This window comes from Acinetobacter minutum, assembly GCF_035916735.1.
Classification (GTDB): domain Bacteria; phylum Pseudomonadota; class Gammaproteobacteria; order Pseudomonadales; family Moraxellaceae; genus Acinetobacter.
Genome location: NZ_JAQIHG010000014.1, coordinates 29,950 through 52,155, shown reverse-complemented (window position 1 = coordinate 52,155; position 22,206 = coordinate 29,950). Strand labels below are relative to the sequence as shown.

The 22,206-nt window shown below is 45.9% G+C and carries 22 protein-coding genes; 11 read left to right on the top strand and 11 right to left on the bottom strand.

The window, feature by feature from the left end:
- Window positions 1–4: 4 nt before the first annotated feature.
- From aliB to epmA, 5 genes are all read left to right on the top strand, one after another.
- Window positions 5–1,162 carry a cyclohexanecarboxyl-CoA dehydrogenase gene (gene aliB, locus PAE54_RS07705; RefSeq protein ID WP_326518993.1) on the top strand — a complete coding sequence of 386 codons (1,158 nt, stop codon included), beginning with the start codon at window positions 5–7 and terminating at the stop codon, window positions 1,160–1,162.
- A 142-nt stretch (window positions 1,163–1,304) separates the two neighbouring features.
- Complete coding sequence (gene aliA, locus PAE54_RS07700; RefSeq protein ID WP_326518992.1) at window positions 1,305–2,963, top strand: cyclohexanecarboxylate-CoA ligase; 1,659 nt, start codon at window positions 1,305–1,307, stop codon at window positions 2,961–2,963.
- Window positions 2,964–3,685: 722 nt separating this feature from the next.
- A complete protein-coding gene (locus PAE54_RS07695; protein ID WP_273778816.1) occupies window positions 3,686–4,183 on the top strand; it encodes a hypothetical protein in 498 nt (165 codons plus the stop codon).
- Window positions 4,184–4,290: 107 nt separating this feature from the next.
- Entirely contained in the window at window positions 4,291–5,358 is a 1,068-nt protein-coding gene (locus tag PAE54_RS07690; RefSeq protein ID WP_326518991.1) for a 4-phosphoerythronate dehydrogenase, read from the top strand.
- A complete protein-coding gene (epmA, locus tag PAE54_RS07685; protein ID WP_326518990.1) occupies window positions 5,355–6,326 on the top strand; it encodes an EF-P lysine aminoacylase EpmA in 972 nt (323 codons plus the stop codon). The genes PAE54_RS07690 and epmA overlap by 4 nt, the downstream gene beginning before the upstream one ends.
- Window positions 6,327–6,435: 109 nt before the next feature.
- Here epmA and ruvB read toward each other — a convergent pair whose 3' ends face one another.
- The 3 genes from ruvB to PAE54_RS07670 are packed head-to-tail and all read right to left on the bottom strand — an operon-like array spanning window position 6,436 to window position 9,415.
- On the bottom strand, window positions 6,436–7,443 hold the full coding sequence (gene ruvB, locus PAE54_RS07680; RefSeq protein ID WP_326518989.1) for a Holliday junction branch migration DNA helicase RuvB: 1,008 nt from the start codon (window positions 7,441–7,443) through the stop codon (window positions 6,436–6,438).
- A gap of 7 nt (window positions 7,444–7,450) precedes the next feature.
- Window positions 7,451–8,053, bottom strand: a complete 603-nt coding sequence (gene ruvA, locus PAE54_RS07675; RefSeq protein ID WP_326518988.1) for a Holliday junction branch migration protein RuvA — start codon at window positions 8,051–8,053, stop codon at window positions 7,451–7,453.
- 21 nt (window positions 8,054–8,074) lie between these two features.
- Window positions 8,075–9,415: a deoxyguanosinetriphosphate triphosphohydrolase gene (locus tag PAE54_RS07670; RefSeq protein ID WP_273778824.1), complete on the bottom strand. Its 1,341-nt coding sequence runs from the start codon at window positions 9,413–9,415 to the stop codon at window positions 8,075–8,077.
- Between the two features lie 199 nt (window positions 9,416–9,614).
- Between PAE54_RS07670 and PAE54_RS07665 the strand changes: the two genes are divergently transcribed.
- The 4 genes from PAE54_RS07665 (at window position 9,615) to PAE54_RS07655 (ending at window position 15,054) form a co-directional block, all read left to right on the top strand.
- Entirely contained in the window at window positions 9,615–10,316 is a 702-nt protein-coding gene (locus tag PAE54_RS07665) for a VIT1/CCC1 transporter family protein (RefSeq protein ID WP_326518987.1), read from the top strand.
- A gap of 161 nt (window positions 10,317–10,477) precedes the next feature.
- Entirely contained in the window at window positions 10,478–14,311 is a 3,834-nt protein-coding gene (purL, locus tag PAE54_RS07660) for a phosphoribosylformylglycinamidine synthase (protein ID WP_326518986.1), read from the top strand.
- A gap of 231 nt (window positions 14,312–14,542) precedes the next feature.
- The gene (locus PAE54_RS12450; protein ID WP_442784389.1) at window positions 14,543–14,665 is read left to right on the top strand and encodes a KGW motif small protein; all 123 of its coding nucleotides are present in this window, start codon (window positions 14,543–14,545) and stop codon (window positions 14,663–14,665) included.
- Between the two features lie 74 nt (window positions 14,666–14,739).
- Entirely contained in the window at window positions 14,740–15,054 is a 315-nt protein-coding gene (locus PAE54_RS07655) for a YqfO family protein (protein ID WP_326518985.1), read from the top strand.
- A 10-nt stretch (window positions 15,055–15,064) separates the two neighbouring features.
- Here PAE54_RS07655 and PAE54_RS07650 read toward each other — a convergent pair whose 3' ends face one another.
- Together PAE54_RS07650 and PAE54_RS07645 are read right to left on the bottom strand one after the other, a co-directional pair.
- Window positions 15,065–15,823, bottom strand: coding sequence for a nitroreductase family protein (locus tag PAE54_RS07650; RefSeq protein WP_326518984.1), 759 nt, complete (start codon window positions 15,821–15,823; stop codon window positions 15,065–15,067).
- Between the two features lie 107 nt (window positions 15,824–15,930).
- A complete protein-coding gene (locus PAE54_RS07645) occupies window positions 15,931–16,731 on the bottom strand; it encodes an enoyl-CoA hydratase (protein WP_326518983.1) in 801 nt (266 codons plus the stop codon).
- Window positions 16,732–16,837: 106 nt separating this feature from the next.
- Here PAE54_RS07645 and PAE54_RS07640 point away from each other — a divergent pair, with 106 nt between their 5' ends.
- On the top strand, window positions 16,838–17,413 hold the full coding sequence (locus tag PAE54_RS07640) for a nicotinate-nicotinamide nucleotide adenylyltransferase (protein ID WP_326518982.1): 576 nt from the start codon (window positions 16,838–16,840) through the stop codon (window positions 17,411–17,413).
- Window positions 17,414–17,640: 227 nt separating this feature from the next.
- Window positions 17,641–17,997, top strand: a complete 357-nt coding sequence (locus PAE54_RS07635) for a YceI family protein (RefSeq protein ID WP_326518981.1) — start codon at window positions 17,641–17,643, stop codon at window positions 17,995–17,997.
- A 146-nt stretch (window positions 17,998–18,143) separates the two neighbouring features.
- Here the strand turns inward: PAE54_RS07635 and PAE54_RS07630 are convergent, their stop codons facing one another.
- The 6 genes from PAE54_RS07630 to dapD form a co-directional block, all read right to left on the bottom strand.
- Entirely contained in the window at window positions 18,144–18,605 is a 462-nt protein-coding gene (locus tag PAE54_RS07630; protein ID WP_326518980.1) for a peroxiredoxin, read from the bottom strand.
- A gap of 12 nt (window positions 18,606–18,617) precedes the next feature.
- The gene (locus PAE54_RS07625; protein ID WP_326518979.1) at window positions 18,618–19,313 is read right to left on the bottom strand and encodes a Dph6-related ATP pyrophosphatase; all 696 of its coding nucleotides are present in this window, start codon (window positions 19,311–19,313) and stop codon (window positions 18,618–18,620) included.
- A gap of 59 nt (window positions 19,314–19,372) precedes the next feature.
- Window positions 19,373–19,780 carry a hypothetical protein gene (locus PAE54_RS07620; protein WP_326518978.1) on the bottom strand — a complete coding sequence of 136 codons (408 nt, stop codon included), beginning with the start codon at window positions 19,778–19,780 and terminating at the stop codon, window positions 19,373–19,375.
- Between the two features lie 14 nt (window positions 19,781–19,794).
- Complete coding sequence (gene queC / locus PAE54_RS07615) at window positions 19,795–20,466, bottom strand: 7-cyano-7-deazaguanine synthase QueC (RefSeq protein ID WP_326518977.1); 672 nt, start codon at window positions 20,464–20,466, stop codon at window positions 19,795–19,797.
- A 31-nt stretch (window positions 20,467–20,497) separates the two neighbouring features.
- Window positions 20,498–21,208, bottom strand: coding sequence for a 7-carboxy-7-deazaguanine synthase QueE (gene queE / locus PAE54_RS07610; protein WP_326519001.1), 711 nt, complete (start codon window positions 21,206–21,208; stop codon window positions 20,498–20,500).
- Between the two features lie 110 nt (window positions 21,209–21,318).
- Window positions 21,319–22,140, bottom strand: coding sequence for a 2,3,4,5-tetrahydropyridine-2,6-dicarboxylate N-succinyltransferase (gene dapD, locus PAE54_RS07605; RefSeq protein ID WP_273778841.1), 822 nt, complete (start codon window positions 22,138–22,140; stop codon window positions 21,319–21,321).
- Window positions 22,141–22,206: the final 66 nt, after the last annotated feature.

The window sequence follows — 22,206 nt, the reverse complement described above, 5'->3', positions numbered from 1 at the left end:
GTCCATGAGTAAAAATCCTTATATTGATGAAGATTTAGAATTTCTTGCGGAAACAGCAGAAAAATTTGCCCAAAAATATGTGGCACCGGGCTTTTTAGAGCGTGATCAGACCCGTGTTTTAGACCGTGCTTTGATGAAGCAAATGGGAGAACTGGGTTTTATTGCGCCTGAGTTGCCGGAAGAATATGGCGGTCAAGGTTTGGGCTGCTTGGCAGCGGGTGTGATCCATGAAGCGATTGCCAAAGCGGATCTCAGTTTTTCCTATATCAATTTGCTGGCGTCTCTCAACGGACAGATTCTAGCTCAACATGGTCAGCCGGAAGTGGTTCGTCCATGGCTAGAAAAACTTACTGCGGGTGAGGCGATTTTCGCGATTGGATTGACCGAGCCACGTGGCGGTTCGGATGCAGCCAATTTGCGTTTGAAAATCGAACGTGATGGTGATGAATATGTCATCAATGGCGAAAAAACCTCGATTTCGGCTGCCGATCAGGCCGATGCTGCGGTGATTTTTGGCCGTACCGGTTCAATTGAATCCGGGGCACATGGGGTAACTGCATTGTTGGTACCGATGGATTTGCCTGGCATCACCACCACACGTTTCGACTGCCATGGTCAGCGTGCGATTGGTCGCGGTTCAATTTTCTTTGATAACGTGCGCGTGCCGGTGAATCATCGTCTGGGTGAAGAGAACAAAGGTTTTGTTCAGGTGATGCAGGGCTTTGACTTTTCACGTGCCTTGATCGGTTTGCAGGTGTTAGCCGTGGCACGTGTTTCACTGGATGAAACCTGGGCTTATGCGGCGCAGCGTGAAGCGTTTGGTAAGCCGTTAACAGCGTTTCAGGGTGTATCCCATCCTTTAGCCGATTATGAAACGCAGGTGGAAGCTGCTCGTTTATTGTGCCTACAGACCTTATGGTTAAAAGATCATGATCTGCCACATACTGCAGAAGCGGGCATGTGCAAATGGTGGGGGCCAAAACTGGCCTATGATGTGGTTCATCAGTGTTTACTCACGTTTGGTCATGCCGGTTATGATCGCGGGGTGATGGAACAGCGCCTACGTGATGTCATGGGCTTCCAGATTGGTGATGGAACTGCGCAGATTATGAAAACCATTATTGCGCGTGACAAGGCTGGTCGTAAGGCAGTACCTGCTTAATCAATATATTGCAACATGCATCGCATGCTCAGCCGTTCAAGGTAGAAAAGAACAGCTGAGCATTGTTTCGGTTTGCCGGATGGCAATCTATGGATGAGTGGATGCGAAAAGCAACAGGATAATTATAATTAGGAGTAATGGAATGGATTTCGATGCAGTACTATTGGCACCGCGCCGGGAACAAATGTTGCAACAGGGTTATTGGGTGAATAAAACCATTTTGCAATCTTTAAATGAGGCGGTACATCAACATCCCGACAAAATCGCCCTGGTCAGTTATAAGACTGAACAACAAACTGAAAAAAGCTTGACCTATCGGGAAATGCTGCATACAGCGAACCGGGTTGCTCTGGGCCTCAAACGTTTAGGTGTCCAAAAGCAGGACATAGTTTCTTGCCAGTTGCCCAACTGGTGGGAATTTACCATTTTGTATATTGCCTGTCGCCGTATTGGTGCCGTGTTAAATCCATTAATGCCAATTTTCCGTGAACGTGAACTTAGCTTTATGCTGAAGCATACGGAAAGTAAGGTGTTAATCGTGCCAAAAACCTTCCGTAAATTTGATCACGAGCAGCTTGCCTACCAGTTGCAAAAAAATATCGATACGCTTGAGCATATTGTGGTGATTGGGGGAGAGGGCGACAACAGTTTTGAAAAGCTGATGCTTAATCATGGACTGGATCAGGATCCACAAATCCTCAACACCTTGAATGATGTCAGCATCACGGCTGATGATATTGCGCAATTGATGTTTACCTCAGGAACTACGGGTGAACCGAAAGGTGTGATGCATACGGCCAATACCTTATTTGCCAATATCGTTCCCTATGCTAAACGTCTGCATTTGGGACCTGATGATGTGATCTTAATGGCTTCGCCGATGGCCCATCAAACCGGCTTTATGTATGGTCTGATTATGCCGGTCTTGTTGAAAGCCAAAGCGGTGTTGCAGGATGTATGGGACGTCAACAAAGCGATTGACCTAATTCATGAGCATCAGGTGAGCTTCACGATGGCTTCAACCCCCTTCTTGAATGATTTATCTATCGGAGTTGCTGAAACGCATCAAACAGTGGAAAGTTTAAAACTGTTCCTTTGCGCAGGTGCCCCGATTCCAAGTGCACTGGTACAAAAAGCCCGCCAGAATCTGGGCGTGAAAGTGATTTCCGCCTGGGGCATGACCGAGTGTGGTGCAGTGACCCTGACACGACCAGAAGATGATGATGAACGTTCGTTCAATACCGATGGGCTGCCATTACCGGGTGTTGAACTCAAAATCGTAGATGAGCATGGTCATACCTTACCAGCAAACCATTCTGGCAGCCTGATGATCCGCAGCTGTTCGAATTTTGGTGGTTATCTCAAGCGTCCACATTTGAATGAAACTGATGCCGATGGCTGGTTTGATACCGGTGATATTGCCACTCAGGATGAGCAGGGCTATATCCGGATTTGTGGTCGCAAAAAAGATGTGATTATCCGGGGCGGTGAAAATATTCCTGTGTCCGAGATCGAATCTCTGCTGTATAAACACCCGGATATCGCCATGGTCGCTTTAGTCCCTTACGCCGACGATCGTCTCGGTGAGCGAGCCTGTGCAGTGGTTAAACTGAAAGAGAGTAGTGTCAAATTGCAGTTATCGGACATAGTCAATTTCTTGAAAGCGCAGAATTTGGCCATTCAATATATTCCTGAGCGTCTGGAAGTCTGGGATGCCTTACCAATGACACCATCAGGTAAAATCCAGAAATTCAAAATCCGCGAGATCTTGGCTCAGCAGGCTGAACAGGCTGCTGTCTAAGCGAATCAAGCCTCTCAATTATTATTCAAGAGAATTCAACCCTGAAGTGTGTGCCTTGCACACGCTTTGGGTCAAATCATGTCTTGAAAAGTGCAAAAATAAAAAATAACGGCAGATAAACATTCCATCAGAATAAAAAAGTAGCCATCCTTTGGCTAGTCATTGCGGTGTACGAAGCAATGGCCTGTCGTGAAGGTGCAAGGGCGGTGAGTAAAAAAGAAATATGGAGCATGAAGCAATTTAAATGTCACTGAAGTCAAACCCCTTTGGTCAGGGGGAGGGGCTGTAATTCTTCACTGCATCGTCTCAGTTACAACAGTTACATATATTAAGTCCGTCAAGCAGTATGCCATCAGGCATTGAAGTCAATTTTTAAGGTTATATTCGTGCCGATGCTACTTACCAAGTAGAAGGAGCATCTACGCAATTTTTTATTCTGTGGCGGAGATCAGTACGAGCATCTGAAATTATTCATCGCTGAATATACTTGAAAAATGATGTTTTTGGTGATGATTAATACAAGAACTAAGTGTCTGATGATTTGGAATATATCTGATTTATAAATCGTTACATTTAACTTTTCACTCTAAATCCTTAAAAAAATTATGTATTTTAAGTAAATGAAAATATTGTAATTCATCTTTTGTGTTAAAGGCTTGTTGCTTTTTTATGCATTTGCTAAATTGCATCACATAACAACAATAACAAAGGAAGCTCTCACCATGACCTCACTCCATTCAACTGAATTTTCTCCTTTATTGGGTTTGCCGTTTTCGATTGCTCATGATGACCTCATTGCAGCGAAATCCAGCATCCAGTACTTCCGTTTTATTCAACAGTCTATGCGTCTGATTCAGCGTACCTATGCCAGTCTGCTTAAAACGGAACAGTTGGATAAAGCACAGCAACGTTTACAGCATCTACATCAGGCCATTCTGGATTTAACGGCACATCTCGATGGAGTCGAGAGCCAATGGTATCAGGACCTGATGAAATGGATGGATACCATCATGCGTGAAGCACATACCCATTTTTATATCCAGCATTATTTACTCAGTCTTGAGCAGGCTGCTGAGTCGAAATGTCCATTAGTGGTACAACAGTATGTGCAGCGCGGTTTGGATATCTTAATGACAGGTCTGGATGATCTGTACGCAAATCATGCACTGTTGCAGCAATATCTACAGTTGCATGGCTGGAAAACAGCCAGTGGCTTATAAGTAAACTGAGTTCAGGCCAGAGAAAATCCCACAATTCACCAACTGTGCCTAGTATCCATAAACCTGAAAAGTTATGATGCGATTTTCGAAGTTGTTGGATCACTGCAATGAAAATTGTCGCGGATGAAAATCTGGCTTTTACCGAATATTTCTTTTCAGCGTTTGGAGAAATCCAGCAACGTCCCGGACGAACCCTGACCCATGCGGATGTGCAAGATGCGCAGGCTTTACTGGTTCGTTCGGTAACACCCGTCAATCGTGCACTGATTCAGTATACGGCTTTACAGTTTGTGGGTAGTGCCACCATCGGTACGGATCATTTAGAGATTCCTGCTTTACAACAACAGCAGATTCAGTGGGCCAATGCTGCGGGTTGTAATGCACAGGCAGTTGCCGAATATGTCATTACGGCTTTAAACCATGTCCGCCCGGAATTATTAAAAAATAAACCTGCCTTTACTTTAGGAATTGTCGGCCTGGGCAACGTGGGAACACGTCTGGCAAAAATGGCACAGTTACTGGGCTGGAACGTGCTGGGCTATGACCCGTTGGTGTCGCGTGAACAGATCAATCAGGTTGAATTTGAACAGCTACTGACTGAAAGTGATGCGATTTCCATTCATGTGCCACTGACCAAAACAGGGCCTTATCCAACCTATCATTTATTCGATACTCAAACTTTGGCAAAAATTCCGGCACAGACCATTCTAATTAATAGTGCGCGTGGTTCGGTGATTGCTGAACAAGCCTTGTTAGACGATATTCAACGTACTCAGCGCACGGTGATTCTGGATGTGTTTGAACATGAACCGATCATTTCAGCACAGTTGCTTGATGCGGTTACGCTGGTCACACCGCATATTGCGGGCTACAGTCTGGAAGGCAAGGCACGCGGTACAGAAATGATTTATCAGGCCTTCTGTGCACATTTTGGCTTTAGGGCGGATAAGCATTTTGAAAGCCAGTTACCCGGCTGCAGCAATTTATTTACCGGACAGAATTTACATGATGTGCTGATTCAGCATTTACCTGAAATTTATGATATTGCCCGTGATGATGCAGCCCTGCGTGCCTGTTTAAAAGACGGTTTTGTAGAGCAGCCTGCTTTTGATCAGCTACGTAAGACATACCCGCTGCGCCGTGAGTGGTCTGCTTATGGAGGACCACAGGCATGATGGATTATCAACCGACCTGTGATCTGGCGGCTATGCAGGCACGGGCCAAAATGTATGCGCGGATTCGCCAGTTTTTTGCCGAGCGTAACGTGCTTGAAGTGGAAACTCCCATTTTATCGCAAGCGGGTGTGACGGATGTGCATTTGGCTTCGGTCGCAGCTCAGCGTCATGTGGCGGGGCAGTTGCAAACCCATTATTTACAGACTTCGCCAGAATTTGCAATGAAACGCTTGCTGGCTAGTGGCAGCGGGCCGATTTATCAAATCTGTAAAGTCTTTCGTGACGATGAGCATGGCCGCAAGCACAACAGTGAATTCAGTATGCTAGAGTGGTATCGTCCGGGTTTTAGCTTGAAAGAGCTGATGTTTGAAACGACGGATCTGCTATCTGTCTGTTTGCAAGAGCGCTTTAGTGAGTTGCGTCCGCTGGTGCTGAGTTATAAACACGCTTTCCAAGACCGTCTGGATCTCAACCCTTTACAGGCGACGTTAAAACAGCTTAAAGACACTGCAAATAGAGTCGGACTGAATTTGGATTTGGGTGAGGATCGTTTGGGTTATATTGATTTGTTATTTTCCCATTTTGTTGAGCCAAGTCTGGGGTTCGATACGCCGGTTTTTCTGACCGACTTTCCACCGGAATTGGCATCTTTGGCCAAAGTGAAGCAGGATGAAGATGGCGAGTGGGTGGCTGCCCGTTTCGAGCTGTATATTGAAGGCCTGGAGCTGGCAAATGCTTATGATGAGCTGGTCGATGCAGAGGTGTTGCGTCAGCGTTTTGAGCAGGATAACCAGAGCCGCGCTGACTTGGGCCTTACCATCATGCCTGTGGATGAATATCTATTGGCGGCCTTACCGCAAGTACCGGCAACCTCGGGCATTGCTTTGGGGCTGGATCGCTTGTTGATGGTGGCAATGCAACAATCACGTTTAGATAAAGTCATTACTTTCCCTGCACATTTAGCCTAAGCAGTTATGAACGTGCTTTTTAGTGACAAAAGATTGATTGTATTAAACAGGCAATTTGCAAAAAAACAAAATAAAGGGAGCAAACTGCTCCCTTGATCATCAGCTAGGATTACGCGTTTTTCGGCTCTGGTGGGGTTAGGCCAAATTGCAAATAGGCCTGGTTGGTGGCAATGCGGCCACGCGCGGTACGCATCACATAACCTTGCTGAATCAGATAGGGTTCAATCACGTCTTCTAGTGTCCCAGAATCTTCCGCCATAGCCGCAGCCAAAGCTTCAACCCCAGCGGGTCCACCATCAAAACGCTCCAGTAGCATACTCAGATAACGCCGGTCGAGCGTGTCGAGCCCAGATTTATCCACCTTTAACATATCCAGTGCACGTTGTGCCATGTCCTGGGTCACTTCTCCAGTACCTTTGACTTGTGCATAGTCTCGCACCCGACGTAGCAGGCGGTTAGCGATACGCGGTGTACCTCGCGAGCGACGTGCGACTTCCGTGGCACCTGCTGCGGTCATCGGCACATCCATCAGACTCGCAGAACGCGCGACAATATGGGTTAAATCTTCAACCGAATAAAACTCCAGTCGTTGCACAATCCCGAAACGATCCCGTAACGGAGAGGTCAGCAGACCGGCACGGGTGGTCGCAGCGACCAAAGTAAACGGGGGTAAATCCAGTTTAATCGAACGCGCTGCAGGACCTTCGCCGATCATGATGTCCAACTGGTAGTCTTCCATGGCTGGATACAGAATTTCTTCAATCACTGGTGAAAGGCGATGGATTTCATCAATAAACAGCACATCACCCTCTTCGAGATTGGTTAGCATGGCCGCTAGATCACCGGCACGCTCCAAAACGGGTCCTGAGGTGGATTTGAGATTTCCTCCCATTTCCCGCGCAATAATATTGGCTAGGGTGGTTTTACCCAGACCTGGCGGGCCAAAAATCAGGGTATGATCCAGTGCTTCACCACGGCCACGCGCTGCGCCAATAAAAATTTCCATCTGTTCACGTACCACCGGCTGACCAATATAGTCATCGAGTGAGGTCGGACGAATGGCACGATCAAAATGATCTTCTGGGCGTTCAATGCCCGTGATTAAACGGTCTTGCATAGAATACTTACTTCATCATCGATTTAAGCGCGGCACGAATAATATCGGCAGATTCGGTGAAATCGCCCTTCGCTGCAGCAACGGCTTTTTGTGCTTCGGCAGGTTTATAGCCCAAGGATTGTAACGCTGCTTCCGCTTCGGCAACGGCTGAATTGGCAGTAAACTGGATTTGTGCAATGGTATTGGTATTCTGATTGCTGCCATGAGAAAGCGCTTTAAAACGATCACGTAATTCAATCAACAGGCGTTCCGCGGTTTTTTTGCCGACCCCCGGGACTTTGATCAAGGTATTCACGTCATCATGTTCAATACTGTGAATCAGCAGATCCACACTCAAGGTAGATAAGATCCCAAGCGCCATTCTTGGACCTACACCATTGACTTTTAATAGGGTTCGGAAAATAGTTTTTTCTTGTGCATCGCTAAAGCCAAACAGCTGTTGTGCATCTTCACGGACCACTAAATGGGTCCACAAGGTGACTTTCTGGCCTTTTTGCAGCTGGCAAAAAGTCGATAGCGGCGTGTCAATTTCATAGCCGACGCCGTTGACGTTCAATAATACTGTCGGTGCTTCGAGTGCAAACACTTCACCGATTAAACAACCGATCATTTGATTTCGATCTTCCTAAAATTAGATAAATGCAACCCGACGTCCTTGCAGAACCTGAGCCAGTTCATAGGCTTGATGATCAGAAAATTTACTGATGATATCCAGCACTTGCATGATGTTCTGATAATGATTGTGCTGAAAATTGGCACCAAATTGCTGCAGGATGGACATGAGTCGCTGTTCTTTAAAGCTTAAAGACTTTTCTGGCAAGGTTAAAGGAATAAACGCATCTAAAATATGCTGCAAGCTCATATGTGCGACAATTTCCAGATCGGATTTCTGTCGATGCTCGAAAATTTTCTCTCGTGCCATATTTTTTGCACGCTGGATGCCAAGAGCAATATCGGGAGAGCAATACTGTAATAATCCCCCTTCGAGTCTCCCGGACAAAATTTCATAATGGTGTTTGGCAAATGCACTGGTGACTTCTTCAACGAGACGTTTCATGACCCGACCACGCAGTGCAGCAATTTTTTGCTGCCAGGTACTGTGTGGCAGATTTAATTCAGCAGGCAGACCATAATCACCGAGTAAATTCAGGAACACCGGTTCGACTTCCTCATAACTCAGCATATGCAGAATAATGCCATCTTCGAGATCAATCAGTGCATAACAAATATCATCCGCCGCTTCCAGTAGATAGGTCAAAGGATGGCGGCAGTAGTGATAGTCTCCAAGCTGAATTAAACCCAATTGTTCAGCAATTTGTTGCAAAGTCTCTTTTTCTGACTGATAGCAGCCAAATTTGGCCCGTTGATGGGACGGCCGATCACCTTGCGAGGCAATGGTTTTGGAGAGCCAAGGGTACTTGAGATAGGCGCCGAGCGTGGCATGGGTGAGACGCATGCCACCATCGTCTGGATGGTAATCAATTTTGGTGAGCAAGCGTAAGCCTTGTGCATTGCCTTCAAATTGGCGTACATCCGCTTCTTCTTCCGGGGAGAGTTCCTTCAGGAAATCACGGTGTGAAGCATCATCAAACCATTCACGAATGGCATACTCGCCGGCATGACCAAACGGAGGATTGCCAATATCATGCGCCAGACAGGCGGCCTGAATAATCGCCCCTACATCGGCCGGAGTAATCCACATCGGTAATTCGGTTTTGATTTTTTCCGCGGCCAGCATGCCGAGGGAACGACCAATACAGGACACTTCTAGAGAATGGGTGAGACGAGTATGAATGCCATCGTGCTGGGTTAAGGGGTGGACCTGGGTTTTACGGTTCAGTTGCCGGAAACTTTGCGAGAAAACAATACGATCATAATCTTTGTGAAAAGGGCTGCGTGCCAGTTCATTACTACTTTTTTTACTGCCTAGACGAACTGCAGAAAGCAGTTCCAACCAACGCATTTGGGTCATTTATATTTATTCAATCGAAATAAAATAGATCATGCCAAAATTTGATGACGATCTCTAGAGTGTAACGTCACAATATGTCGTGTAAAAGTAAACAAAAAGGTAAATGAGAATACTTTAAAAAATTCAATAAATTTATCTATTTACAGAAAGGATGGGATGGTTGATCATGACAGTCATCCTATCAATATGAGCAAGTATTGTGCGTCATTCTTATCATTTGGAAAAACATTTCCTTGAACGTGCAGGATGGTTACGTGCCGCAGTTTTAGGTGCAAATGACGGAATTATTTCCGTGACCAGTTTGGTAGTGGGGATGGCGGCGAGTGGTGCCAGCACACAAACCTTGTTAGTTACCTGCGTGGCCGGACTGATTTCTGGTGCTGCTTCCATGGCCGCTGGAGAATATATTTCCGTAAAGTCGCAGCAGGACATTGAAAAAAATGACCTGTTGATGGAAAGCCGTGCACTGGAACGGCATCCAGAAGAAGAATTACAGGAACTGACACATATTTATATCGAGCGTGGTCTGGAACCTGAGTTGGCGGCTGAAGTTGCCAAGCAGCTTACTGCGTATAACGCACTGGAAGCACATGCACGGGATGAAATCGGGATTATCGAACATACCGCAGCACAACCGTTACAGGCTGCAGGTTCCTCGGCCTTGGCGTTTACCGTGGGATCACTTTTTCCACTGGTGGCCATTTTACTGCTGCCGGAACAGGCACTGGAACAAAGCATCATGCTGGTGGGCGTGATTACCTTGGGGCTGATGGGGGCCTTGGCCAGCTATGTCGGCGGCGTCAGTGCCTGGCGTGGTGCGATCCGGGTGATGATTTGGGGGGTGATCGCCATGCTATTTAGTTACTGGGTGGGCTCTTTGTTTCAGGTTGCACCAGTATAATTTGAGCTAAATCTTTGTTTTTACTTGTTGGGTAGGAAAATGCCAGTTTTTTTCCTGCCCGAATCACTAGCTCAAAATGACCTTTCACAGTAGAATATGCGTTCTCTCTAAGTCACATTGCGGTAAGGTCCAAAAGACTTGCCCGTGGAGCCAAAATCAGCATGTTTATCGTGGCCGGTGCACCAGCACATTCTTCTTTTAAGAAAACTCAACTATTAACACGTTTAGCGTCAATTAGTTCTGTTCAATCAATAGAAAGCCAATGGGTTTATCTGTTTGATCAAGCGCTCAACGAGCAGCAATATCAATCTGCTTTACAGCTTTTGAACGATGGTACCGTTTTTGAACTGCGTCAGGCAGCGAGTGATGAAATCCAGATTCTGGTTACACCGCGTGTAGGTACGATTTCACCGTGGTCTTCTAAAGCGACCGATATCTTCCAAAACTGTAACACCCCCGTACACCGTTTGGAACGTGGCGTGTTGTATACGCTTAAAGGCGTGACTGAGCTTTCTAAAGAAGTTTTACTGGCTTTACACGACCGCATGACAGAAAACGTGTTTAACCAGATTGACGATGCCAAGGCCTTGTTCACTGAAACTGCACCGAAGCCTTTAAATGCGATTGATATTTTAGGTCAGGGCAAAGATGCTTTGGTGAAAGCCAATAATGAATTTGGCTTTGCTTTATCTGAAGAAGAAATTGATTATTTGACCCGTGCCTTTACTGAGCTGGGCCGTAACCCGAATGACATTGAATTGATGATGTTTGCGCAGGCCAACTCTGAGCACTGCCGTCACAAAATATTCGGTTCTGAATGGACCATCGATGGTGAAAAACAGCCACTATCTTTGTTCCAGATGATCAAAAATACCTACAAAGAATCACCAACAGATGTCTTGTCAGCCTATAAAGACAACGCATCCGTGATTGTTGGTTATGACACCCAGCGTTTCTATCCAAAACAGGATGAAAGCGGTCATTACGTGTATAAATACAAGAGCCAAGCGGCTCACATCCTGATGAAGGTGGAAACCCATAACCACCCAACAGCGATTTCCCCATTTGCGGGTGCAGCGACGGGTTCAGGCGGTGAAATCCGTGATGAAGGTGCAACCGGTCGTGGTGGTAAGCCAAAAGCTGGTTTAACCGGTTTTACCGTATCGAACCTGAATATTCCTGGTTTTGAACAGCCGTGGGAAGAAAATTACGGCAAGCCATCGCGTATGGCATCTCCGCTACAAATCATGATCGAAGGCCCATTGGGCGGTGCTGCGTTCAATAACGAATTTGGCCGCCCAAATCTGAATGGTTATTTCCGTACCTTTGAACAAAACGTCAATGGTGAAGTGAAAGGCTTCCACAAACCGATCATGATTGCCGGTGGTTACGGTAACATCCGTCCAGATCACGTGGAAAAAGATGCAATCCAGCCAGGTGACTTGCTGATCGTTCTGGGTGGTCCAGCCATGTTGATCGGTTTAGGTGGTGGTGCAGCGTCTTCTGTAGACAGCGGTACGATGGGTGAAAGCCTGGATTTCGCGTCAGTACAACGTGAAAACCCGGAAATGGAACGTCGTTGCCAAGAAGTCATTGATACCTGTTGGCGCATGGAAGACTTTAACCCAGTGGTTTCCATTCATGACGTGGGGGCCGGTGGTTTATCTAATGCAATGCCAGAACTGGTTAATGATCATGAACTTGGTGCGATCCTGAACCTGCGCAAGATTCCTTCGCTTGAGCCAGGCATGTCGCCAATGGAAATCTGGTCGAATGAAGCACAAGAACGTTATGTCTTGGCGATCCGTCCAGAATCGTTGGAACTGTTTGAATCGATCTGTGCGCGTGAACGTTGTCCGTTTGCGGTGTTGGGTGAGGCGACTGAAGCTCGTCAATTAACCGTACAAGATCCGTTGTTTAATAACAACCCGGTGGATATCCCGATGCAGGTCATGCTCGGTGGTACGCCACGCATGCAGCGTTCGTATGAAACTCAGCCACGTCAAGGCAATGACTTTGATGCAGCACAAGTGGATTTGAAAGATGCGATCTTCCGCGTGTTGAAAAACCCGACGGTTGCATCAAAATCCTTCTTGATCACCATTGGTGACCGTTCGATTACCGGTATGGTGGCACGTGACCAGTTTGTCGGCCGTTGGCAGGTACCAGTTGCCGATGCTGCTGTTACTACAACGAGCTTGCAAGGTTTCACTGGTGAAGCCATGGCGATGGGTGAACGTCCACCAGTGGCATTGTTGAATCCGGCTGCATCTGCACGTTTGGCCGTGGCAGAAGCGATTTCCAACATTATGTGTGCCAACATTGAACAGATCAGCGACATCAAATTGTCTGCGAACTGGATGGCAGCAGCCGGTCAGAAAGGTGAAGATCAGGCCTTGTTTGAAGGCGTGAAAGCCATCGGTATGGAAATGTGTCCAGCATTGGGTATCGCAATTCCAGTCGGTAAAGACTCTTTATCCATGCGTACCACCTGGACTGACAATGGCGAAGACAAATCAGTGACTTCGCCAATGACAGGTGTGATTACGGCATTTGCACCAGTCAATGACGTTCGTAAGACATTGACGCCTGAATTAAAAGCAGGCCAAGATTCAGTACTGGTTCGTATTGATCTATCGCGCGGTCAGTTCCGTTTGGGCGGTTCGATCCTGGCGCAAGTATATAAAGCGATTGGTACGACCACTCCGGATGTCGATAGTTTTGACGAATTCAAAGCGTTCTTTGCTTTAGTTCAAGACTGGAACAACCGTGGTCTGATCCAGGCCTACCATGACATCGGTGATGGTGGTTTGCTGGCGACTGTGGCGGAAATGATGTTTGCTTCCCGTCTAGGTGTAGCGCTTGAAGATCAATCTGTTGCTGGCCTGTTTGCTGAAGAAATTGGCGCTGTATTGCAAATCAAGGCAGCCGACTGGGATGCTTTACAAGCTGAAATTGCAGCGTCTGCACTTAATGGTGCAATTGCAGTCGTAGGTCGTGTGAATGACACAGATCAATTGTCTGTGAATGGTTTAGTGCTTGAGCGTGCTGAATTGCAACAAGCTTGGGCTGAAGTGTCGCACCAGATCCAGCGTTTACGTGATAATGTGGAAACTGCCGATCAAGAATTTGCTCTAATTGCAGACAAAAACCATAAAGGTCTGATCGCACAGCCAACGTTTGATCTGAATGAAGAAATCGAAGCACCATATCTAAATCTGCGCCGTCCAAACATGGCGGTATTGCGTGAACAGGGTATTAATGGTCATGTCGAAATGGCAGCCGCTTTCGATAAAGTCGGCTTCAATACTGTCGATGTGCATATGAGCGATTTGCTTGCTGGTCGTGTCAGTCTGGATGACTTCCAAGGTCTGGTAACCTGTGGTGGCTTCTCATATGGTGACGTACTCGGTGCAGGCGGTGGTTGGGCGAAATCGGTGCTGTTCAATGCCAAATTGCGTGACCAGTTTGAAAAATTCTTCAACCGTGAAGAAACTTTCTCTCTCGGTGTATGTAATGGTTGTCAAATGTTGTCACAGCTTGCACCGCTGATTCCAGGTGCTGAAGCATGGCCACGTTTCCATCGTAATACTTCAGAAGTATTCGAAGCGCGTGCTGTGAACGTCCGTGTTGAGAAATCAGTCTCGATCATGCTTGAAGGTATGGAAGGTTCGATTCTACCAATCGCCGTGGCGCATGGTGAAGGTCGTGTGGTTGCGCCAGAAGCTAATTTGGCGAGTTTGAACGCTGCGAACCAAGTGGTATTACGTTATGTAGATAGCCATGGCAATCCGACTCAACATTATCCGTTGAACCCGAATGGTTCTCCAGATGCGATTACTGGCGTGACGTCAAAAGATGGTCGTGCAACGATTATGATGCCACACCCTGAGCGTAACTTCCGCGCGATCCAGCATTCATGGAAACCAGAAGACTGGGATCAAGATGGTGCTTGGTTACGTATGTTCCGTAACGCACGTAAATTTATCGGTTAATTGTCCTGATAAAAAACAGAAAGCCACCTTCGGGTGGCTTTTTTGCTTTTAACATATCGAAGCAAGGATTAATTTTCTGTTACGGTTGGTGTGGTTTTTGCTTCGAACTTCATCATACTTTAAGCAAAGGTAAATTGGTAAACGCTAGAAGTCAGCGTATATTGGTTTCGTTGTAACTATGAATAAAAGCAAAAATTTCAATCAAGATAATAACAATGAGAGGACTGGAGTATGAAAAATAACAAAATATCCGATCAGCCCACGCGATGCTCCACAGGTTGGCTTTGGTTTGCTGGCGTGATCAGTGTGCAGGTTCTGTTGATTATTATGGGCTATTTGTTGAAATTTACCTGATCTTGATCGTTCTGACTGGTATTGAACGCGATTCTCCGTTATAGAACAGGGAAGATGATCATGGGAAAAATGAGATGTTGAAGCTGATTTACTATGTACCAGAATCTCATCTGGAGTCGACCAAACAGGCGATTTTTACTGCAGGTGCGGGCGGAATTGGCAATTATGAACAATGTGCCTGGCAGGTGTTGGGTGTGGGACAATTCAAACCGGTCAAGGGTGCCAATCCATTTATTGGTGAGTTAAATGCCTTAGAGCAAGTGCCGGAATGGCGCGTGGAAACGATCGTGTCTGAAGAGCATGCTTCATCTGTGGCAAAAGCACTCAAGGCAAGCCATCCTTATGAAGAGCCTGCCTTTGAATTTATCCAGTTACTGAGCGTAGATTGAGTGACTGATTTTAAATTTTCTGGATAAATAACTCACGTTCAAAACGGTACTGTGGATAGAACACTCCATCCGCGGCACGTTCACCGGCTGCAATTACCATCACTGGATATTGCTGGTCATTTAAGCCGATAATTTTACGCAACAGTGGTTCATCAAAACCTTCCATCATGCAGCTGTCAAAACCATAAGCGCGTAATGCTAAAACCAGGTTTTCACAGGCGAGGGCAGTGCTCTTGCTGGCCCAGAGTTTGGCATCAGCCGGGCTAAATGCTGAAACGGGCAGTTGTTTATCCAAGGTACGTGCTACAGAAAAGGCGACTTTCTTAAAGTGACCAAAACTGTTCAGGTAGCCGGTTTTATAGTTATATGGGATCAGGCGGTAATATTTTTTTACGGCAGCCGGTGCTTCGGGGAAAGGGAATTCACTGATGTTCTTTTTCGCCATTTCATCAATGCGGTCGGTACGCGCCACACAAACAATGAGTTCTGCCGCTGTTTGTGCTGCCAATTGGCCTAGGCAGGCTTTGACCAATTGCTTTTTCTTGTGCGCTGATTGCACCACATAAAAGGTCCATGGTTGTAAATTGGATGAATTCGGTGCAAGCAGGGCTAAATTCAGACACTCATCCAAAATATGCTCAGGAATCGGTTTTTCAGTAAATTTACGTACCGAACGACGGCTTTGGATCACTTTTTTAAAGTTATCGACATCGATATCTTGTGGGGCAGCTTCGTAATAACGTTCTTTAGCGGTATCGGAATTTGACATGGTAATCGACGTAAAATAGAGAGGATCAGTGATCTTAGCATCAAACCGGATTTCGATGGATGACTGAGATGGATGTTAATCATCCAGTCATTCTGTGGATTCTTCATTTAGTTAAATTGGCTGAAATCCGGCTTGCGTTTTTGCATAAAGGCTTGTACGGCTTCTCTCATTTCTGGCGATGAAACCCGTTGCATAAAAATCTCAGCTTCATGATCAATACAGGTCAAAATCTCTGCTAAATCATGTTTCATCAGCGCTTTGGTTTGTTTTAACGAGGCCAAGGGGAGTGAGGCCAGCTTCTGTGCTTTCATTTGCGCATAAGCGTAGACATCGCTTTCAATCGAATTGATCAGGCCGATTTGCATTGCCTTGGTGCTGTTAAATTTTTCTGCGGTAAACAGCAATTCTGCAGCTTGATGGTAACCGGCACGCTGTACCAGCAATTTGCTTGAAGCACCTTCTGGCGAGAGTCCCAAGCTGACAAAAGGTAGCTGGAACAACGCACTTTCATCGCTATAAGCTAAGTCTGTATGTAATAAAATGGTGACACCAATGCCAATAGCCACACCTCGTACGGCAGCAATGAGCGGTTTAGAAAAACGTGCAGCAGCTTTAAGTAACACAAAGGGAGGAGCATCTCCAGCTTTGCCTTGTAGCGGGGACTGAACGAATTTCATAAAGTCCTGCATATCATTGCCTGCGGTAAAATCAGCCGTTGCACCGCGCAAAATGACCACGCGAACCTCTTGGGATTGGTCAGCTTCATCAAGCGCCTGGGCAATCCATAAATACAGTTCGCCATACAGAGCATTTTTGCTTTCCGGCCGCTGGATGGCTAAAGTCAGAACCCCGTGAGCTAATTCCGCATGTAAATGTGGATGGGGCTGTTGAATACAGCGCAGTGTCATCGTACTATCCTTGCTTTCATCTATTGTTCAAATTATGCGACTCATTATGGCGCAGAATAAAAAATTCTGTAGTAACTGATGAGTTCATAAAAATTTTTCTAGCACTATGAAGCCAGCATTCGACTATCTCGTTTTTATTGGACGTTTTCAACCGTTCCATCTTGCTCATCTGCAAACGGTCCATTTGGCCTTGCAGCAAAGTCAGCAGGTGATTTTGGCTTTGGGTTCGGCACAGGCTGAACGCAATATCAAGAATCCATTTTCGGCCTCTGAACGTGAACAGATGATTCTGTCCAATTTCCCGATTGATGAACAGGAGCGTATCCGTTTTGTCCACGTCATTGATGTCTACAACGATGAAAAATGGGTAAAACAGGTGAAAGATCTGGTGGCTTGTATAGTAGAAACGGATGCCAAAATAGGCCTGATTGGACATTTTAAGGATGAATCTTCGTATTATCTCAATCTTTTTCCTGAATGGACCATGGTAGAACTCGACAGTTTGCATGGAGCAATTTCAGCCACGCCGATGCGGGAAGCCTATTACCGTGGTGAGATTCAAACGGAAGCATTTCCTGCAGGCACGATTCAGTTTTTACAGAATTTTCAAAAAACGCCCATTTACCAACAATTGCAGCACAAATACCGGACGCAAGATAAAAGCAATCTTGCTGAATCCTGAGTATGCTCATTAGTCGAGGCAAGATCTTGCACTGACTGGGGCGTGAGTGGGATGAAGCTCAGAATGAGATTAGCCATTACTTGTATGCTCAGTGTATTTAGCCTAAGCGTCATGATACAGGCGAATGCCCAAGCATGGACGCTGACCCCAAAAACCAGATAGGGTTTAATATTCGTTCTATAGGGTTTTCTCTGGTAAAAGGTCAGTTTGCCCAGTTTTAGTCGAATATGAAATTTGATCCTACCACGCCACAAAATGCCTCGGCTCAGTTGGTGCTGCAGATGAATAGCGTTTGCCTGAATAAATCGGGACTGAAAGATCTGTTGTTGGGAGAGGGGGTCTTTTTTGTAGAACAGTATCCAACAGCGAGGTTCAACAGCCGTGAATTTATTGTCTTAGGTAATCATCAATATGATATTAAAGGCGATCTCACTTTGCGAGGAATCACCCAACCGGTAACGCTGAAGACAAGGTTAAAACCTAATAGTAATGATCCACAACTGCTGGATGTGGACGTTAAAACTGTGGTGAAGCGTGGGGATTTCGGGATGAAAAAAGCCTTTGCAGGGATTGGGGAAAAGTAAATATACAAGTATCCGGGCAGTGGCAGGCCAAATAAGTCTTACTGGCTATTCTATCGCTAGAACGTTTATCACGATTTAGTCAATAAAAAAGTAGGCAGGTAAATATGATCTACCTGCCTATCTTTTCGTTTTTTGCAATGATCAATTTAGCTGGTTTGCAGCGATTTTAAATCTTCTAGCACTTGTTCGGCATGGCCAGCTGCTTTCACTTTACGATAGCTTTTGACCAGTTCATCTTTGTGGAAAATAAAGGTCGAACGTTCGATGCCCATGACCTGCTTGCCGTACATATTTTTTTCTTTAATTACATCGAAGTGCTTACATAACACTTCTTCTTTGTCGCTGATCAAATCAATACTGAGTGCCTGCTTTTCGGTAAAGTTCTGATGAGATTTCACCGAGTCACGTGATACCCCAATGATCGTAGCACCTAAAGCTGTAAACTGCTCTTTCATGCTCGTAAAATCAAGCGCCTGTGTAGTACAGCCCGGAGTGGAGTCTTTGGGATAAAAGTAGACAATCAGCCAGTCAGAGGCAATGTCATTTAAGTTGATTTCGCCGTTGGTTGCTGGAAAAATCTGATCCGGTAAGGTGATGTGTTCAGTCATCTGTTTGATCCTTTATGCGCCGACAGAATCGTTAAGTTCAAGAGGTAAAAAAGCATATTCGCCATGATACAGAATTTCACCTGAACGTACAGGAATCGCATTTTTAAATATTGGCCCATCAATCACTGTTGTGTGAAATTCGCCTCCTTCACCACAAGGATCAATGCCGCGCTGTTCCAGTTGCAGGATATATTCATGCGTCAGGATTTTCCCTAGATCATCTGCGGTCATGCCTAGCTTTAAATTCACTGTGACAATCACGCTTTTGAAACCGAGTTGGATAAATTCATCAATCACTTCACGATGTGGCCGTTGCCAGAGCGGCATACTGAGTTTAAGGCCCGCTTGCCGAGCCACACGCTCATGCCAGCAACCATGTTCAGGCATATCTAAATCGCCGGTGACTAAAACGTCTGCATCTTGTGTTTTGGCTTGAGTCAATAAATCCAGAAATTTGGCTTCATAATCATTCCAGCTCGATGATGCACTAATCACTGGAAGATTAAGGGCGTCGGCCTGTGCCTGAATAATCGCTCTGCTCATGGCATGTGAGCGGGAACGCAGACCGTTGTCTTCCAGCATAATGATCAGACCAAGGGCCTCACCCACTTGCATAGCCTTATATAGAGCCAATGTGCTGTCTTTACCACCACTGAACGACACAACGAATTTGTGCTGTTCAGCGTTAGTTTTCCATTCATGTTGCATGGTTGTTCAACTTTATAAATAAAAAGCCTGCAAAAGCAGGCTTTATGGAGCAAAAAAGATTATTTTTTCGCTTGCGCCGATTTCATGGCTTCTTCGCTTAAGGTTTTTAATTTGCCAGTCAGCTGTGGGCCAAAGCAGGCTTGTAAGTCACGGTTTTGTTTTTGCACAAATGCGAGCGTTGCCGGGCTTTTTTTCTGGTTGATGGCGCTTTGGATTTCCCATTTTTGTGCATTGGTCAATTTACCATCTGCTTCAACTGCACAGCTACAGTATTTGCTGGCTTCTGCAGCAGTCAGTTTTTTACCTTTGGCAGTTTCTTCTTTACAGACATTAATCAGTGCCGCTTTGACATTGGTACTTTTGTACGCTTCCTGAATTTTGTTGGTTTCTGCATGTGTTGTGCCAGCCATCAAAGCGGCAGCAGAAACCAGTGTGGATAAAATAATTTTTGCTTTTAACTGTTTCATAATGAAGTACCTGGTTATTGCGGTCTATAACGTGTCGGGTCCGGCACACCTGCATCTAGAAAACCTTGTTTACGTAGACGGCAGCTATCACACTTGCCACAAGCACGTCCTTGCTCGTCTGCCTGATAGCAGGAGACAGTTTGACTGTAGTCTACGCCATGTTCAATGCCTAAACGTATAATATTCGCTTTGGATAAATGTAACAAAGGTGTTTCAAACTTAAGTGGTTTGCCTTCTACACCGGCTTTAGTGGCCAACTGTGCCATACGGGCAAAGGCCTCAATAAATTCCGGACGACAGTCTGGATAACCTGAATAATCCACCGCGTTAATGCCAATCACAATGGCTTCTGCATCAAACACTTCTGCAGCTGCCAAGGCATAAGATAAGAAAATGGTATTGCGTGCCGGTACATAAGTGACCGGGATGCCTTCCTGTTCCTGTTCAGGCACATCAATATTATGGTCGGTCAGTGCAGAACCGCCCAAATTGCCTAGGTCAATATTAATAACGCGATGTTCAACACCTGCACGCTGCGTGAGGGCTTTTGCCGCATCCAGTTCGGTAGTGGAACGTTGACCATACATAAAACTGAGGGCGATACACTCATAACGTGCTTGCGCCCAAGCTAAACAGGTGGTTGAGTCTAAGCCGCCAGATAACAGAACAATGGCACGAGGGCGCATACGATACTCCAATGTTATAAGTGAGGAAGGATTAACGACCGGTTTCGTCATTCCACAATAATTTATGCAATTGTAGCTGGAAGCGAACAGGGAGATGGTCTTGTAAAATCCACTGAGCCAGATCACGTGCGAGTGCAGGCAGTTTTACCGCATTTTTTTCTACCGCAAAGGCAGGGGAGAACCACACCGTGGACACTTTATCCTGTAATTGGTGGTTCTGTACCTGCTGTTTCGACCATTCATAATCTTCGCGGTTACAGATTACGAATTTGATCTGGTCATGAGCGGTCAAATATTCAAGGTTACTGAGCAGATTGCGCTGTTCTTCACCGGAGGTCGGAGTTTTTAAATCCAGGACTTTGGATACACGCGGATCAACTTTTGATACATCCAGTGCCCCGCTGGTTTCGAGCGAAACTTGGCAACCCAGATCGCACAAGCGGCTTAACAATGGCAAGCAGTTGGGTTGTGCTAAAGGTTCACCGCCTGTCACACAAATATACGGGGTCTGATAAGACAAAGCTGTTTGAATAATGTCTTCCAAGGATTGCCGTTCACCACCTTCAAAGGAATAGGTGGTATCGCAATAACTACAGCGGAGTGGGCAACCGGTTAAACGGATAAAGACCGTCGGTAAGCCTGCAGTATTTGCTTCGCCTTGCAGAGAATAAAAAATCTCGGTAATACGCAAGCCCGCAGCCGGATCAGAAACAGGAATGGCACTAGAGCGTAAAGAAGTCATCATTCAAATACCGCAGAGTTAAAAAACAAAAATCCCTACGGTCATGACAACCGTAGAGACAAGGAGCGATTGAAGCTCCGAGGAACGATAAAGTTCCGCAACAGAATAAATTAGTCGTCGCGAAGCAAATCGTTCAAGCTGGTTTTAGCACGGGTTTGCGCATCTACTTTTTTCACGATGATCGCAGCATACAGGCTGTAAGTACCACATTTAGACGGAAGGCTACCCGCAACCACAACAGAACCCGCAGGTACACGGCCGTAATGGATTTCACCCGTAGCGCGGTCATAAATCTTGGTCGATTGACCAATGAACACGCCCATTGAAATCACAGAACCTTCTTCAACAATCACGCCTTCCACGATTTCAGAACGTGCACCGATGAAGCAGTTGTCTTCAATAATGGTTGGGTTGGCTTGAAGTGGTTCAAGAACACCACCAATACCTACACCACCAGACAGGTGTACATTTTTACCGATTTGTGCACATGAACCGACAGTTGCCCAGGTATCCACCATGGTGCCTTCATCTACATAAGCACCGATGTTGACATAAGATGGCATCAACACCACGTTTTTCGCCTGGTAGCTACCTTTACGTGCAACAGCGGGTGGTACAACACGCACACCAGCTGCTTTGAATTGTTCTTCAGTCCAGCCAGAGAATTTAGTGTCTACTTTGTCATAGAAGCGAAGGTCGCATGACTCGATTGGTTTGTTATCGTTCAGTTTGAAAGATAATAAAACTGCTTTTTTCAACCACTGGTGAACAACCCATTCACCATCGATTTTTTCAGCTACACGAAGCGTGCCATTGTCTAAACCAGCGATTGCTTGCTCAACTGCTTCACGGATTTCTGCAGGACAGTCTGCTGCAGTAAAGTTAGCGCGGTCTTCAAATGCTTGCTCAATAATAGTCGAAAGCTGAGACATGATGTTCCTTCCAGAAAAATTTCTAAGATTTTACACTATTTGAATCGGGATAGACCGAAAAAAACC

Excerpts from the sequence above, each read along its gene's own strand:
- queC (WP_326518977.1), bottom strand. The coding sequence starts at position 20,466 with ATGCGCCCTCGTGCCATTGTTCTGTTATCTGGCGGCTTAGACTCAACC.
- PAE54_RS07695 (WP_273778816.1), top strand. The coding sequence starts at position 3,686 with ATGACCTCACTCCATTCAACTGAATTTTCTCCTTTATTGGGTTTGCCG.
- PAE54_RS07630 (WP_326518980.1), bottom strand. The coding sequence starts at position 18,605 with ATGACTGAACACATCACCTTACCGGATCAGATTTTTCCAGCAACCAAC.
- PAE54_RS12450 (WP_442784389.1), top strand. The coding sequence starts at position 14,543 with ATGAAAAATAACAAAATATCCGATCAGCCCACGCGATGCTCCACAGGT.
- PAE54_RS07625 (WP_326518979.1), bottom strand. The coding sequence starts at position 19,313 with ATGCAACATGAATGGAAAACTAACGCTGAACAGCACAAATTCGTTGTG.
- PAE54_RS07690 (WP_326518991.1), top strand. The coding sequence starts at position 4,291 with ATGAAAATTGTCGCGGATGAAAATCTGGCTTTTACCGAATATTTCTTT.
- PAE54_RS07670 (WP_273778824.1), bottom strand. The coding sequence starts at position 9,415 with ATGACCCAAATGCGTTGGTTGGAACTGCTTTCTGCAGTTCGTCTAGGC.
- PAE54_RS07635 (WP_326518981.1), top strand. The coding sequence starts at position 17,641 with ATGAAATTTGATCCTACCACGCCACAAAATGCCTCGGCTCAGTTGGTG.
- PAE54_RS07645 (WP_326518983.1), bottom strand. The coding sequence starts at position 16,731 with ATGACACTGCGCTGTATTCAACAGCCCCATCCACATTTACATGCGGAA.
- PAE54_RS07655 (WP_326518985.1), top strand. The coding sequence starts at position 14,740 with ATGTTGAAGCTGATTTACTATGTACCAGAATCTCATCTGGAGTCGACC.
- PAE54_RS07640 (WP_326518982.1), top strand. The coding sequence starts at position 16,838 with ATGAAGCCAGCATTCGACTATCTCGTTTTTATTGGACGTTTTCAACCG.
- ruvA (WP_326518988.1), bottom strand. The coding sequence starts at position 8,053 with ATGATCGGTTGTTTAATCGGTGAAGTGTTTGCACTCGAAGCACCGACA.
- PAE54_RS07650 (WP_326518984.1), bottom strand. The coding sequence starts at position 15,823 with ATGTCAAATTCCGATACCGCTAAAGAACGTTATTACGAAGCTGCCCCA.
- PAE54_RS07620 (WP_326518978.1), bottom strand. The coding sequence starts at position 19,780 with ATGAAACAGTTAAAAGCAAAAATTATTTTATCCACACTGGTTTCTGCT.
- purL (WP_326518986.1), top strand. The coding sequence starts at position 10,478 with ATGTTTATCGTGGCCGGTGCACCAGCACATTCTTCTTTTAAGAAAACT.
- aliA (WP_326518992.1), top strand. The coding sequence starts at position 1,305 with ATGGATTTCGATGCAGTACTATTGGCACCGCGCCGGGAACAAATGTTG.
- epmA (WP_326518990.1), top strand. The coding sequence starts at position 5,355 with ATGATGGATTATCAACCGACCTGTGATCTGGCGGCTATGCAGGCACGG.
- dapD (WP_273778841.1), bottom strand. The coding sequence starts at position 22,140 with ATGTCTCAGCTTTCGACTATTATTGAGCAAGCATTTGAAGACCGCGCT.
- aliB (WP_326518993.1), top strand. The coding sequence starts at position 5 with ATGAGTAAAAATCCTTATATTGATGAAGATTTAGAATTTCTTGCGGAA.
- ruvB (WP_326518989.1), bottom strand. The coding sequence starts at position 7,443 with ATGCAAGACCGTTTAATCACGGGCATTGAACGCCCAGAAGATCATTTT.
- queE (WP_326519001.1), bottom strand. The coding sequence starts at position 21,208 with ATGACTTCTTTACGCTCTAGTGCCATTCCTGTTTCTGATCCGGCTGCG.